12 protein-coding genes and 2 pseudogenes are annotated in these 14,528 nt (G+C 42.5%); 9 read left to right on the top strand and 5 right to left on the bottom strand.

The window, feature by feature from the left end:
- Positions 1-611: 611 nt before the first annotated feature.
- The 4 genes from D1367_RS06255 (at position 612) to D1367_RS32670 (ending at position 6,216) form a co-directional block, all read left to right on the top strand.
- Positions 612-1,679, top strand: coding sequence for a DUF3326 domain-containing protein (locus tag D1367_RS06255; protein WP_118164671.1), 1,068 nt, complete (start codon positions 612-614; stop codon positions 1,677-1,679).
- 161 nt (positions 1,680-1,840) lie between these two features.
- Entirely contained in the window at positions 1,841-2,443 is a 603-nt protein-coding gene (locus D1367_RS06250; protein ID WP_118164667.1) for a CPBP family intramembrane glutamic endopeptidase, read from the top strand.
- A gap of 534 nt (positions 2,444-2,977) precedes the next feature.
- Entirely contained in the window at positions 2,978-5,560 is a 2,583-nt protein-coding gene (locus D1367_RS06245; protein WP_118164662.1) for a GAF domain-containing protein, read from the top strand.
- 533 nt (positions 5,561-6,093) lie between these two features.
- Entirely contained in the window at positions 6,094-6,216 is a 123-nt protein-coding gene (locus tag D1367_RS32670; RefSeq protein WP_267255552.1) for a hypothetical protein, read from the top strand.
- Between the two features lie 155 nt (positions 6,217-6,371).
- On the opposite strand, the gene purN is transcribed toward D1367_RS32670, so the two are convergent.
- Positions 6,372-7,016 (bottom strand): phosphoribosylglycinamide formyltransferase, encoded by a 645-nt coding sequence (purN, locus tag D1367_RS06240; protein WP_118164657.1) that lies wholly within the window; start codon positions 7,014-7,016, stop codon positions 6,372-6,374.
- Positions 7,017-7,216: 200 nt separating this feature from the next.
- Between purN and D1367_RS06235 the strand changes: the two genes are divergently transcribed.
- Positions 7,217-7,471 carry a hypothetical protein gene (locus D1367_RS06235; protein WP_118164654.1) on the top strand — a complete coding sequence of 85 codons (255 nt, stop codon included), beginning with the start codon at positions 7,217-7,219 and terminating at the stop codon, positions 7,469-7,471.
- A 575-nt stretch (positions 7,472-8,046) separates the two neighbouring features.
- On the opposite strand, the gene tnpC is transcribed toward D1367_RS06235, so the two are convergent.
- The gene (gene tnpC / locus D1367_RS06230) at positions 8,047-9,588 is read right to left on the bottom strand and encodes an IS66 family transposase (protein ID WP_118164650.1); all 1,542 of its coding nucleotides are present in this window, start codon (positions 9,586-9,588) and stop codon (positions 8,047-8,049) included.
- Positions 9,589-9,608: 20 nt separating this feature from the next.
- Here tnpC and D1367_RS30520 point away from each other — a divergent pair, with 20 nt between their 5' ends.
- Together D1367_RS30520 and D1367_RS06220 are read left to right on the top strand one after the other, a co-directional pair.
- Positions 9,609-9,986 carry a hypothetical protein gene (locus D1367_RS30520; RefSeq protein ID WP_181985084.1) on the top strand — a complete coding sequence of 126 codons (378 nt, stop codon included), beginning with the start codon at positions 9,609-9,611 and terminating at the stop codon, positions 9,984-9,986.
- Positions 9,987-10,354: 368 nt separating this feature from the next.
- Positions 10,355-11,236 (top strand): carbohydrate ABC transporter permease, encoded by an 882-nt coding sequence (locus tag D1367_RS06220; RefSeq protein WP_118164643.1) that lies wholly within the window; start codon positions 10,355-10,357, stop codon positions 11,234-11,236.
- A gap of 452 nt (positions 11,237-11,688) precedes the next feature.
- On the opposite strand, the gene D1367_RS06215 is transcribed toward D1367_RS06220, so the two are convergent.
- Positions 11,689-12,255 (bottom strand): thermonuclease family protein, encoded by a 567-nt coding sequence (locus D1367_RS06215; protein ID WP_118164638.1) that lies wholly within the window; start codon positions 12,253-12,255, stop codon positions 11,689-11,691.
- A 114-nt stretch (positions 12,256-12,369) separates the two neighbouring features.
- Here D1367_RS06215 and D1367_RS06210 point away from each other — a divergent pair.
- Both D1367_RS06210 and D1367_RS33230 read left to right on the top strand, forming a co-directional pair.
- A pseudogene (locus tag D1367_RS06210) lies at positions 12,370-12,627 on the top strand (ferritin-like domain-containing protein); the annotation flags it as partial.
- A gap of 223 nt (positions 12,628-12,850) precedes the next feature.
- Positions 12,851-12,961 (top strand): annotated as a pseudogene (locus D1367_RS33230) (IS701 family transposase); the annotation flags it as partial.
- 72 nt (positions 12,962-13,033) lie between these two features.
- Here the strand turns inward: D1367_RS33230 and D1367_RS06200 are convergent.
- Both D1367_RS06200 and D1367_RS06195 read right to left on the bottom strand, forming a co-directional pair.
- Positions 13,034-13,801, bottom strand: coding sequence for a ChaB family protein (locus tag D1367_RS06200; RefSeq protein WP_118164634.1), 768 nt, complete (start codon positions 13,799-13,801; stop codon positions 13,034-13,036).
- A 160-nt stretch (positions 13,802-13,961) separates the two neighbouring features.
- On the bottom strand, positions 13,962-14,501 hold the full coding sequence (locus tag D1367_RS06195; protein ID WP_118164630.1) for a Dps family protein: 540 nt from the start codon (positions 14,499-14,501) through the stop codon (positions 13,962-13,964).
- Between the last annotated feature and the right edge of the window lie 27 nt (positions 14,502-14,528).

Raw genomic sequence — 14,528 nt, 5'->3', positions numbered from 1 at the left:
CTGAGTCTAATAGCAAAAGTCGTCTCAAGACGACTAAGAAAAGGTTATAGCCGAATGGCACTAAGATAAGCCTTTCGGCTTGTGTCGTCTCGTTCCCAGCCTCCAGGCTGGGAATGTATTCAGAGAGGCTCTGGCTCACGTCAAGCTACTGGAGGCGGAGCCTCCCAAAATGGGTTAAGAGCCTAGAGACTGGGAACCAGTCAGGACAAGGGCTGTATCTTTTCTTAGTGCCATTCGGTTATAGCCCGTTTTAAGTAGTCGGACAAAAATATTTACAGTCATTGCGAGCGTTCGCGCAGCGTCTCGTAGAGAAGCGAAGCAATCCCAGCCCTTGCGATTGCTTCATTCCGCTTCGCTCCATTCGCAATGACCAATTATTCCTTGATGGTACAGAGCAACTAAATTTATTTATGGATAGATAAATTTTAAACAATGCAGGGTTCAGAGCAAGCGGATAAATCCTGGGGCTTTAATTGCGAATGGGCGAAAAAGCGAATTGCGAATTGTGCTGACATTGTGTAATTAATTCTGTCTGACTACTTAACAGACTTTAGTTCTGGGCAGTCTATGTCTAAAACAAAATAGCCCTGGAGAGTGGGAAATAACTTAAAATGAATCGTCCATACACGGCTATCTTAATCGTACCAACTGGCGTTGGGGCTGCCATTGGGGGTTATGCAGGAGATGCTTTACCTGTTGCCAAAGTTATATCACAGGTTTGCGATCGCCTAATCACTCACCCCAATGTCCTCAATGGCGCAAGTTTATACTGGAACCTCCCTAACGCTTTCTATGTTGAAGGTTACGGACTTGACAAATTTGCTTCTGGATGCTGGGGTTTGCGTCCAGTCCGCAGCAACAAGGTAGGTTTGCTTTTAGACCAAGGCATTGAGCCAGAGTTACGGCTACGACATATACAAGCCGCAGATGCAGTCAGAGCAACTCTGGGTTTGACCTTAACAGATTATGTAATTACAGATGCACCATTAAATGTAGAATTACGGACTACAGCATCGGGAGCTAGTTGGGGAACAATTGGCAACCCAGATAGTTTATTACGGGCAGCTGAGATATTAATTAAAAAAGCGGGGGCAGAAGCGATCGCAGTTGTAGCCCGTTTCCCCGATGATATGGACTCAGAAGCAGTACAGAAATATCGCCAAGGTGAAGGCGTAGATTCTTTAGCGGGTGCAGAAGCCGTAATTAGCCATTTGTTAGTGCGAACCTTTCAAATTCCTTGCGCCCATTCTCCCGCCCTTTTGAGCGAACCTCCACAACCTGATTTATCTCCCCGTTCCGCCGCCGAAGAATTGGGCTATACCTTTTTGCCGTGCGTCCTTGTCGGATTAAGTCGTGCGCCACAATTTATAATAGATAAAGGAGCGATTGCATCAGAGAAAGGAGATATTTGGGCTGATGAAGTGGATGCTGCGATCGTACCTGCAACTGCTTGTGGTAGCAGTGCCTTACTGAGTTTAAGCCAAAAACGATGTCAAATAATTACAGTAGAAGAAAATAAAACTCTTATAAAAGTTCTTCCTCAACCGTTGGGGATCAAATCTATACAGGTAAACTCATATTTAGAAGCAGTGGGTATATTAGTAGCACACAAAGCAGGTATTAATCCCGACGCTCTCCGTCCCAAATTATTACCTTTGCAGTCAGTAATTAAAAGTTAGGAGTTAAAAGTTAGGAGTTAAGAGTTAGGAGTTAGGAGTTAAGAGTTAGGAGTTAAGAGTTAGAAGTTTTTAATCTTCCCCTGCTTCCCCTGCTCCCCCTGCTCCCCCTGCTCCCCATGCCCCATGCCCAATGCCCAATGCCCCCTCTTTCTTAAAAACCCGTGATTGAACAACAAAAGCAAAAGCCAGAAATTCCATACCTGACGCGCATCCAAATACTTGGGGCGATGGGAGCGACTGCAATCATTTTATTGATAGTTGCTAAACTTTCGTTATACCTTGGCCACTTTTCCCTTTTTTCTTGGGACTTGAACCAAAGAGAGTTGCTGTTCGGTGTAGGGTTAGGATTGTCCATCACCGCGTTAAGTGGCGTAGTTTATCGCGTTTGGAGTGCCTATCGGAAAAGTGCAGATTATTATCTAGAAGTGATACTGAAGCCCTTAGCCTTACCTGACTTAATTTGGTTGGGGTTACTACCGGGGTTGAGTGAAGAATTATTATTTAGAGGTGTAATGCTGCCAGCTTTAGGCTTAGATCATCTGGCTGTCATTGTATCGAGTCTTTGCTTTGGCATCTTGCATTTTAGTGGTTCCCAACAATGGCCTTATGTGATTTGGGCAACATTTGTCGGGATGATATTCGCATATAGTGCCTTGCTCACGGGCAACTTATTAGTGCCGATTGTTGCTCACATTATTACCAATTGGATTTCTAGCTATTTCTGGAAAATGTCGCAATTACGACAATTAAAAAATAAATTTTGAGCTTTTATGAATTAGTGCTTTGCGTAGCTCAAGGCAGATATTGCACACTATCAACCATAGAATAAATTACGTGGTTTGATCGCTGTGGCTAAATGTTTTTTTGTAAACTGTGTTTGTGCGATGCCTGCGGCGGGCTACGCCTACGCAGCCACACAAATTTTTGGTCAATTAGACTACAATACATACATTTAATCCCAAGTCAACGAAAACCTGATACATATAAATTTATCGTAGAGGCATGGCATTGCCGCTCCGACCCAACGTATTTGTATCATTATTAAATTAAACTGAAATTATATAAACCCCAACTCCTTCCCGCACTTTGTGCCCCTACGCAAACGTAAGGAAAGCAAGTAGTAAGCTTATCTTTTCTCAAGAGCCTTAAGAAGCAACAAAGGCGTTATGAGGCATGACGTAAAAGGTTAGTACCGCAAAATATCCCTGAAAGCCAATCCTTGTTTAATAAGTTTTGTGTAGAATTTGGTGGAGAGGTTATTTACTTGATTCTCAATTGCAGCAATCCAGGTTTCATTTATGAATCAGTCTTTTTCTCAAAATCAAGCAAGACGAAATCGTGAACAAAGGCTGTGGCAACAAAAATGGAGTTTAAAGACTAAAGCAATTGTTTGGGCACTAAGCATTAGTATCCTTCCTGTGGTTGCAATTGGAACAGCTACTTACTACTATGGTATTAATTTAATTACCAAACAAATTCCGCAAGTAAGACTTGAAAGTGCAAAAAGTTCAATAGAAACTGAACTTGCTCTCCAGAAACAATTGTCACTCTTGTTAACTGGTATGGGAGTAACAGCAATTTTAACAGGTGCGATCGCTGTTTTTGTGACGAATCGAGCTATTAGTCGAGTCAGGAAAGCTGCGGCAATTTCTAATAATATCAAAAACAAGCTACGTCCAGACAGTGAGTTTACTCAATATTTCATCGCTAACGAAGATGAATTAGTGATGTTAGAGAGAAATATAAACTTATTCACAGAACTGCTTTCAGTTTTAGTAAAGGAAAAAGAAACCGAAGCTGATTACTCCCAACTATTGAGGAAAGTTACGCAATGGGTTCGAGAATCATTCAATGAAGAAGATGTTCTCAAAATTACCTCAGAAGAAATTCGTAAAGCTTTAAGCATTGACCGCGTAAGCATTTTTTGCTTCAACTCTAACTCTAATGGAACTTTTATCGCTGAGTCAGTAGCACCTGGTTTACCAAGAATATTAGGAGTTACAGTCTCTGAGCCTGGGTTCCAGGCAGGGTATATAGAAAAATACCAGAATGGTTCCATCCGTGCTATTGATAATATCTATCAAGCCGATCTCAGTGATAGTGATATTGAATTGCTAGAGCAATTTGCTGTCAAATCTAATTTAGTAGCACCTATTCTCAAAGGCAAACAGCTATTCGGTTTATTAATTGCACATCAGTGTTCTAGAATTCGCTTTTGGCAGCAGTCTGAGATTGATTTGTTAACTCAGATAGCTATACAAGTAGGATTCGCTCTTGACTACACCAAACTTCTAGAACAAGTTGATACAAAGGCAGATATAGCTCAGGTATTTATCGAAATTACCCGCAGCATTCGCCAATCGCTTAACGAAGAGGATGTCATCAAAATCACCGTGGAAGAAGTTCGCAAAGCACTGAGTAGCGATCGCGTACTGGTTTATACATTTGACGCTAGTTGGTCTGGAACTGTAATTGCAGAATCAGTGGTTCCAGGTTATCCCAAAGTTTTGCGGTCTGAAATCCAAGACCCATGTTTTGCTCAGGACTATGTAGAAAAGTATCAGTCTGGTCGCGTTCAAGCCATAAACAACATTTATGAAGCAGGTTTGCGTGATTGTCATATTAACCTGCTAGAATCCTTTGGTGTGAAAGCAAATTTAGTCGCACCCATTATCAAAGATGAACAGCTGTTTGGTTTATTAATTGCACATCAATGTTCCAGACCCCGTGATTGGCAACAGTCTGAGATTGATTTATGTGCCCAAATAGCGATGGAAGTGGGATTTGCTCTCGACCATGCAAGACTCCTGCAACGAATCGAGGCTGAGAGTGTGCAAAGTCAGTTGCTGGCGGATACTATCGGCAGCATTCGCCAATCGCTTAACGAAGAGGATGTCCTGAAGACCACTGTAGAAGAGGTTCGTAAAGTACTAAGTACTGACCGAGTGATGGTTTATAGCTTTAATGCTAATTACTCTGGAACTGTGATTGCCGAATCAGTTGTTCTCACTTACCCAAAAGTTTTGCGCTCTGAAATCCAAGACCTATATTTTGGTCAAGGCTATGTAGAAGATTATCAGTCTGGTCGCGTTTTAGCAATAAATAACATTTACGAAGCAGGTTTGGCTGATTATCAGATTAGCCTACTTGAATCCTTTGCTGTGAAAGCAAATTTGGTAGCTCCCATTCTTAAGGATGAACAGCTATTTGGTTTATTAATTGCACATCAGTGTTCCAAACCTCGTGATTGGCAACAATCTGAGATTGATTTATTTGGCCAAATAGCAATGCAAGTGGGATTTGCTCTCGACCATGCCAGACTCCTGCAACGAATCGAAGCTGAAAGTAGGCGAAGTCAGTTACTGGTGGATATTACCCGCAGCATTCGCCAATCGCTCAAAGAAGAGGATGTCATTAAAACCACTGTGGAAGAGGTTCGCAAAGCACTGAGTGTTGACCGAGTATTAGTTTATAGCTTTTACGCTAATTGGTTCGGAATTATAATTGCTGAATCAGTAGTTTCAGGTTATCCCAAAGTTTTGCGGTCTAAAATCCACGACCCCTGTTTTACTCAAGGCTATATAGAAAAGTATCAGTCTGGTCGCGTTGTCGCAATCAACAACATTTATGAAGCCGGTTTGGGTGATTGTCACGTTAAGCTGCTGGAATCCTTTTCTGTAAAAGCAAATTTAGTAGCACCGATTATCAAAGATGAGCAGCTATTTGGCTTGTTAATTGCACATCAGTGTTCCGGGCCCCGTGATTGGGAACAGCCGGAGATTGATTTATTTACCCAGATAGCGATGCAAGTAGGATTTACTCTCGATCATGCTAGGCTTTTACAAGCGTATGAAGCTACTGAAGCTAACTCTGGTGAATAGCTATAGCGGTTCCCATTTAGATGGGGTACAACATTACATCACGAGGTGTAGAGGCATGGCAGTACCCACCTGTGTCAACTTACAGCTATTTTCAGCTAAATAGACCACGCGGTAGGGGCACAGCAATGCTCATTGGTGTCAACTTAAGGTGAAAGCTAGCCTGGAACTAGCTTTTAGATTGTCTCGTTCCCCTGCTCCGACTGGGAATGCCCATCGTTGAGGCTCCGCCTCCCGAACTCGCGGCAGAGCCGCTAAGAGCAGCATTTCCAGCCAGAGGCTGGAAACGAGATTTGAAAAGGGTTTTAGCTTAAGTTGACACGTATGAGCAATGCTGTGCCCCTACGACAGATGTGGTTCAAATACATGAAAACTGCTGTAAGTTACAAATAGCTTAACTGTTGGCTAACTCACCCGCCCAGAAATAAATTTCTTTGGCTTTTAGCTAAAGTCTACTGAAGTAGACTAAAGATTTTTAGATATATATTTAGTCATCTTCAGATGACTTTAGCAATTAGCCAAGGAACTTCAGTTCCTTGCGCGACATAACTTTCACGTTAAGGGACTTCACAGTCAACAGTCAACAGTCAACAGTCAACAGTCAACAGTCAACAGTCAACAGTCAACAGTCAACAGTCAACGACTTGAATGTGGAATAATTTATTTTTTGGAGTTCCCTAAGTTGACACCTGTGGGCAGTGCCGTGCCCCTACGGGTGTACCTCACGTAAACGAGAACCGCTATAAGAATTTTTAATGAGCGTGGTCTTAAATCAGTGGAGAGTTCAGCAGCTACCACTGATTTAAATTATGAATTACTTTGACGAAGAAGCTGCTAGAGCGATCGCTAATGGCAAAATCCGATGTTCCTGAATTTGAATCCGGGCGTGGAGTGTTTCTGCTGTATCATCCGGCAATACTGGTACTGCGGCTTGCATTAATATTGGGCCACTATCCATTTCTAAACAAGCTATATGCGCTGTACAACCAGTGATTTTTACGCCAGATGCTAAGGCTTGTTCTACAGCATGGATTCCCTTGAAACTAGGTAACAAACTAGGATGGATATTAATAATTTTGTCAGGAAAGGCATCAATAAAAACTGATGTTAACAATCGCATCCAACCTGCCATAATCACCCATTCTACATCGTAGTGAAGTAATGTCTGCACAATTTTCTGATCAAACTCTTCTCGGCTTTGATAGTTGCGGTGATTTAATAAAACAGCTTCTACACCTCTATTGGCTGCTTTGACGGCTGCTTTTGCAGAGGGGTTATTGTAAATTAAAACTTGAATTTGGGCATTTAGCCGCCCATCTTGGATAGCTTGGGCAACTACATCAAAATTGCTGCCATTCCCAGAAGCCATAATTCCCAGTTTTAAAGGCGCGACTTGTCGGCATACATCGCTAATGTTGGGGGAAACCAAGCTAAGGGTAGAATCAGGGCGGAAGGTCATAACAGCTAAGAGGAAAAATTATAGATGCCAAAAAAATATACTAAATCGTGATTGGATAATGATACAGTAGGTGCCTAGATTTTTCTTGCATAAATAGGTAAAATTTCATCCTTTGATTTAGGAATGTCGTTGCTTCTTCTAGTTCAACGCAATATTCCTTTGAGGAGGAAGGGCAAGATTTATCGATTTACACTCGCTTTTTGGTTGAAGGTATTAAGTCAGGAAAAGCCGATCGCGATCGCCTCGATTTGCAAAATCCCCAGCAAATTTTGGGGCTGCGGAATGAGGACACGATGCCGATTGAGGCACTAGTAACTGCACGGTTTAAGACGCATCAACAAAACCTACAAGCATATCAGCAGGAGTTTACAACAGCACTGCGACAAGAGTTTCCCCTGAGTATGGCAAGCTGCGATCGCTTACGGCAAACCCAGCAGCAATTAGAGGATGTTTGAAAAGTCCTTCAGCGTGTGTTTCACTACCCTGGCTACCGAGAAACTGCTACGAGAGAATAGGAGTTTTGGGATTTGAGATCCCACCCCTGAGTCGCACTTGAGGCTCAAGCCGACCCTTTTCAAACATCCTCTAAATTATTCCACATTAAAGTTGTTGACTGTTGACTGTTGACTGAAAATTCGTGAACCGTCAACGGTCAACAGTGAACAATAGCAATGGAATATTTTTTTACTTGGAAGTCCCTAAGTATAAATAATTATGAACCAAGAGCAAACCCCAAGCGATCGCCTTAGAAGTTCAGCTATTCCACAGCATCGATTTACTAACTATCGATGAGCTTCCATATATGCTCGCAGTAAGGTACTGGTGAAGTATTAGGTAGTTTAAACGAAGAGATAATGGTACTAATTGATGCGGCGTTGAAATTGCATTTGGGATTGGTTTGAGTGTGCAGAAAAATAGCGATGTTTAAGTAAAGACTCCAAGTAGAGATAATTATGAACCAATAACTTACCGTAAGCGTTCAGGGGGTATAAAGAAGACGAAAAACCACCCCCAAAATCAAGGAATAAAATTATGCAGCAGTCAACAAGTCAGAATCATCAGAACAAGTAGTGGCTTCAGGAAGCAGAGAAGGAGTGGCTGTACCACCACGAGTAGCAACAACAGCCTGGGTCATAAACTCCAAAACATTACGTTTTTGAGACTTCAGGGTTGTTACCACAGTCAGCATCCGAGCCACAAAATTACTACCAGTCTGGGTTTGAGAGCCAAAACTAGTCCGTCGCCAGATTACAGCAGGACGGATAGCTCGTTCAGCAGCATTATTAGTGGGTTCAACACCTTGGGTGGTCACAAACAACCACATCGCCGGCTCAACTTTCAGTAGTTGACGACAGGTGCGAACAGTTTTTGCTAGGGGTGTTTTTTCCCGTGTACCAATAGAATAGTTATCAGCTTCAAGTAAAGTTGCTTTGATTGATGAGCGAATCTCTAGAACCAACTCACCAAAATCACAATGAGATAATGTGCCATCTCTAACTCGATGCCATAGTTCAAACAATTTTTCTTGCTGTTTAACCAGTGCAGTTCCTAATTGTGCCGAAACTCCAGGACGCTCGGAAATTTTGATAAATTCACGTCGCAGATGCGCCCAACACAATTGCCGACGTTCTAGTTCTACCCAATTGTAAGCACCATGACGGTCAGAGTTTAAAATTCCTCCAAAGTTATCACCCAATAAGTTCTGAGCTGCTTGGGTACAACGAGTTAGGGCAATTTCAAAAAATGTGACTAGGGGGGTGACAGCAACCCATAACCAAGCCTTTCTTTGTTGAGGATTAAAACCGTCAATATTTCCTTGGTTAAAGCTGGTTTCATCGGCTCCAACGATGTTTGCTTTTTGAATATAAAGTTTGGCTTCATCTACACAGGTCGCCACTGCGTTACTCGCTTCCAGTCGCAGTCTGTTGACTGTTCCCAATGATATTGAGATTCCAAACACCTCTTGCATTGCACTTTGTACCATCCTTTGACTGTTACGGTACACTCCACTCAGCAGTGCCACTAGAGCTACTACTCTGACTCCGTAACCACTTTGGTTCACGTCTTCTGGCAATTTTGCACGAGTACTACTGCCACATCCAGTACAGGTCAATTGATGTAAACGATGCTCGATGACTATGGGACTGATGGGTGGAATTTCTACTATCTGGTGACGATAGGGGTTTGTATCAACTCCACTGAGGGTTGCTCCACAATTCGTACATAATTGCGGATGATGTTCTATTACTGAGCTACATTCTTCTATGGGGTATAAGTCCCGGCTATTTCCTTTATGACCTGGCTGACCCCCTCGTTTTTTGCTGCTTTTCTGTTTGGGTGGCTTTTTGGAGAATCCTGGTGGGTCGCTTGAGGGGGGTGATGATGAGTTCTTTGATGTCTGATTTATTTTTTCTAATAGCTGTTCTTGAACTGTCAGGACTTCTGTTAGTTTCTTTTCCTGTTGTTCTATTTGCTGCGCCATCTCCTCCACCAGTTTTTTGACGCTGGTTGGAGTCTTTCCCCAATCTTCTGGGGGTATCTGTTCTAAATGACTGACGCGCTTGTGTTCCATGTCACTTAATTTATCAGATTTTGGGGGGAATTTTTAGCGATCGCTCTCCTACCCCCCTGAACGCTTACAACTTACCCAAGCGATCGCCTCAGAAGTTCAGCTATTCTGTTGAAGTACTTGAAAGTCGTGTTGAAGTACTTGAAAGTCGTGTTGAAGTACTTGAAAGTCGTGTTGAAGTACTTGAAAGTCGTGTTGAGGTACTCCGAAGTCGTGTTGAAGTACTTGAAAGTCGTGTTGAGGTACTCCGAAGTCGTGTTGAAGTACTTGAAAGTCGTGTTGAGGTACTCCGAAGTCGTGTTGAGGTACTTGAAAGTCGTGTTGAGGTACTCCGAAGTCATGTTGGAGTACTTCAAACTTTGTCGCACCGCAATCAAGTACAGAGGTGCGAAGCCGAATAGCCCGCACTTCGGGTGAGCTTCAGTGACCACCGTAGGCATCGCCTTTATAAATCTTCACAAACAAAGCGATCGCTTTGTCGGCATACATCGCTAATACTAGGAGAAACCAAGCTAAGGGTAGAATCAGGGCGGAGGGTCAAAATAATTCGTAATTGATAATTCGTAATTCGTAATTATTACCCCATGCATTTTAGGCTGGGGCTTGAATAAAGTTGGGGCTTTGCCCCAAGCATTTATTTTTCATAAATTTTAATTAGTTGCTCTGTCCCTCAATGAATTAATTATTAATTAATGCGAGGAATTTTTAATTACGAATTACGAATTACGAATTACGAATTATTCGGTCATAACAGCTAAGAGGGTTATAGATGCCAAAAATATATACTAAGTCGTGGTTGGATAATGATACAGTAGCTGCCTGGATTTTTCTCACACCAGCACTAATTTTGCTGGGCCTTTTTATCATTTGGCCGATCGCTTATTTGTTTTACCTCAGTTTCACTGCTGGTAGTTTCACTCTAAAAGGTATTTATTGGATAGGCTTAAAAAACTATACACGCTTGCTACTCGACCCCGATTTTTGGCAAGTTCTGGGTAACACCCTTTATTTTACTGTTGCCACCATCATTCCCAGTTTAGTTATATCTTTGGGATTGGCAGTGCTATTAAACCGCTCCATTCCCTTGCGGGGCATCTTGCGAAGTGCCTATTTTCTGCCTTCAATTATCTCACTTGTGGCAGCCGGTTTGGGATTTCGCTGGCTGTTTCAAACATCAGGGCCAGTTAACGGACTTTTAGATTTTTTTGGCATTCCAGCCATATCCTGGCTAGCAGACACATTTTGGGCAATGCCAGTAATTATTTTAATGAGTATTTGGAAACAACTCGGTTTCAATATGGTAGTTTTTTTAGCAGGGTTGCAAGCAATTCCTCCCAGTCGTTATGAAGCAGCAGATTTGGATGGAGCAAATGCTTGGCAACAATTTTGGTATATTACTCTGCCTGGATTGCGCCCGACTGTGATATTTGCAATCATCACGACTGCGATTTTTACATTGCGGGGTTTTGAACAATCTTATGTGATGACTGGCGGTGGCCCACTGAATTCGACTAATTTGCTGGTTTACTACATTTACCAAGAGGCTTTTGCTCAATTTGATTTTGGTTATGCAGCAGCAGCAGCAACCGTGTTACTAGCAGTGACGTTGGTACTTGTGTATTTGCAACTGCAAACTTGGGGAGAGGAGTAAGGGGGCAGGGGGCAGGGGGGAATTTTGGAAGTTGCTAAGGAATAATACCAATTTAATGTGAAGCTGCACTAAATGAGTAACTCTCTATTCTTGGCGCTCTTGGCGTACTTGGCGGTTCGTTTAAGAGGATGAATGAACAAGTCCTCTTGTCGGTATCAAAAATTTTAGATCCCCCTAAATCCCCCTTTTTAAGGGGGACTTTGATTCCGGTTCCCCCCAATTTATCGGGGGGTTAGGGGGGATCTAAAGTGCCTAAAGTCACAGCGAAATACTTGTTCATTCAACCTCTAATATTCTATGTATCTTCATACAAAATTGGTATAAGAATTAAATAACATACAATTCATGTCCCTGGTTTACCTCACCCTCAATCCCTCTCCGATATATTGGAGAGGGAAGCTAGAGACAGGATGAAGTTTTACATCTTATTTAATTAGAAACAGCTAGAGTTTTTACTTTTTATATAAACTACGATATTCCCAAGGATTCACAAATTTAGTATCACTCCAAACACCAAGCCGTTGTTGCTTGGCCTCAGCTTCGGCTTGTTGAACTAAGTCTTTGCTAGGACATTTGTTTAAATAGGGACGATACACTTTTGCTAAACCTTCTTGCAATAATACTTGTTGTACAAAAGTGCCATTTTTTAAACGAACTTCGGCAATTTTACGTCCATAGCGATCGCTATCGGTGATATTCAAAGTCACGCGATCGCCTCCTTGTTGTACCAGTTCTTGCACCCGTTCTTGGGCTTTCACACCCCAAGTAAATTGATTGCGATCGCTAGTGCGTTTACTCTGCTTTTCTTTGTTTGTATGAGCTATCTCTGGCGCATCTACACAAGCAAAGCGCACGGTAAAATTTTTGCCATTGGTATCTTTCACTACTAAGGTATCGCCATCACTGACTCGCTCAACCGGTTCTCCAGAAGTACCGACAAAGCGATCGCAGCCGATCAAACCCAAAATCATGATAGTTGCACAAAGCCAAAATCGCACTGGTTTAGTTAATTTATCCATCCAAACTTACCTGCATTACCTCTGTGGGATGATACTAGCAAAATGAAAAGATATATTTGTTAACCCTTGACATAATAAGAATTGTAACCTTCCAATTGTCTGCGGGAATTTCTGATGAACTTCTTGACTCACGTTCTGCATCTAGCTGGTTCAGGTGCTTTTGCCTATTACTCTGCTGCTGAAATTCGTGATTCTAAAACCCGCCCCAACATCATTGCGGGGTTTCAGTTGGCCGAATCTGGCTCTGTGCCATTTTTATCTGCACTTAGCGATCGCTCCGCTGCCGAAGGTGATACATGACTAGCCGAAAAACTAGCAAAACATGCATCAGATGAAACTAGGCATGGTCAAATTTTTGCCCACGCCTTACAACTCCCGGTTCGCTCATTTTTTTAGGAGTTAGGAAAAGAAGTATACCGAAACAGGACTTACGCAACTGGCACAGTGCGATCGCCTTTAATAGTACATAATTATTACTTTGCCGTTCTGAAAGCTTTGTATTCGGAATATAAATGGTATTAGTGAAGCACTATTGAAATATTTATGAGAAAATAAGTATATTAGTGTATTAAATAGGATTTGTTTGCGGTAATGAGATTTAGCTTATAAAAGTGGTCAAACACTTTATCAAATTAAGCATGGATTGTTGTCAAATTATTTAGTTCAACAACTAAAACGTTCCACTGTTACCATGTTTGCCTTTTAGGTTGTTTGGCGCTCGGCGCGGCGTAGCCGCACCATTGCTTGTGACAGTTGCGTAAGTCCTGTTTGGAAATCTTTAAGCTTTAACCTTAGCTTTTGACCAAACACCGTTTTCATCTTCATCATATTGCTGATGAACAGACTCCCAAGCAGCTTGTTCAGCTGTGAACTCGTCATTTTTCTCATTGAAGACAGTATTATAGCGCTCAATGAATGTGCGTTGAGCTTCATCAGAAAGATGAGCGCGAACTTCAGGAGACAAGTCTTCTGGGCTGTTGCACTGTCCAGGACAAGGACGAGCAAAAGTTTTTTCAATTGTGTGAATTTCTTCGCCACCAGCACTTTCGAGCAACAATTGAAATTCGCCAGTGCGATCGCTCGGTACTTCTGCCATCACTAAGAACTCGCCAGCTTGTAAGCGGGTTTGGTAGATAGCCGCTTTATCTTCTGGCATCCCCAAAGTAGTTAGAACTGATACTAGACCGGCACCTGCACTACCTGCGATCGCTCCACTAGCAGCCCCCAATAGCACTGCACCAATAGGCCCTGCTGCTACGATTGGCCCGACAAAGGGAATAAACAGTACGCCTACACCCGTGAGCAAGCTGAGAAAGGAACCAAACAGGGAACCAAAAACTGCCCCTGTTCTCAAACCTCCCAGAATCACATCTTTTTTACTAATAAAGCCAGCGATTCTAGTTTCGGACTGGAAATTTCTCCCCATGACCGAAATATGATCTCTAGGCACACCCCTGTCTAATAAACGCCGAATCACATCGTCAATTTGCTTCTGTTCTTTAAATACAGCAGAGATAGTCCGTTCTGCTTTATATACTTCTGCCACTTAAAACCCCCTGTTTGGTTTGTATTATCTTGTTTTTGTAATGAATATGGCCAATAGGTAGATGCAGGCAGATTAATTCTTTCACACCAGTTAGAAGGAGAAATCAATCCTCCTTCTAACTGGTTTTACAGACAACCATCCTCTAGTCAAACCTTATGAGCTACACACCTACAGGAGTCTTAGCCCCTTCTGCTGGCTGTCTACCATCTGGCCCTAGTGCTTCGCCTTCAATAAATGAACGCAGCATCCAAGCCATTTCCTCATGCTGTTCCATCAGTCCAGTCAGAAAGTCAGCAGTTCCTTGATCGTGGAACTGGTCGCCAGACTGATCCACATGGTCTCTTAAGTTCCGAATAACCTGCTCGTGATCATTTACCAGATTAGATACCATCCCCGTTGCTGTGGGAACATTACCAGCATGTTCCTTGAGGCTAGCAATCTTGAGAAATCCTTCCATTGTGCCAACTGGATAACCGCCCAAAGCACGAATCCGCTCTGCCAAAGCATCAATATTTAGAGTTAGCGTTTGGTAGTGTTCTTCCCAAAGCTGGTGCAAAGAGCGGAACTGAGGCCCAACGACATCCCAGTGATACTTTTTGGTTTTCACCAACAGTAGATAAGCATCTGCCAAATCTTGATTTAACAGATTAATTACACCTTGACGCTGTTCTTCAGTCAAACCAATGTTTATCGAACGCATTGTTTTCCATCCCTAAGCAAACTTATC

Origin of the sequence: Nostoc sphaeroides, assembly GCF_003443655.1 — a bacterium.
In the GTDB taxonomy this organism is placed as follows: Bacteria; Cyanobacteriota; Cyanobacteriia; order Cyanobacteriales; family Nostocaceae; genus Nostoc; species Nostoc sphaeroides.
The sequence above is the reverse complement of the archived record's forward strand: the minus strand, read 5'-3'. Positions and strand labels throughout refer to the sequence as shown.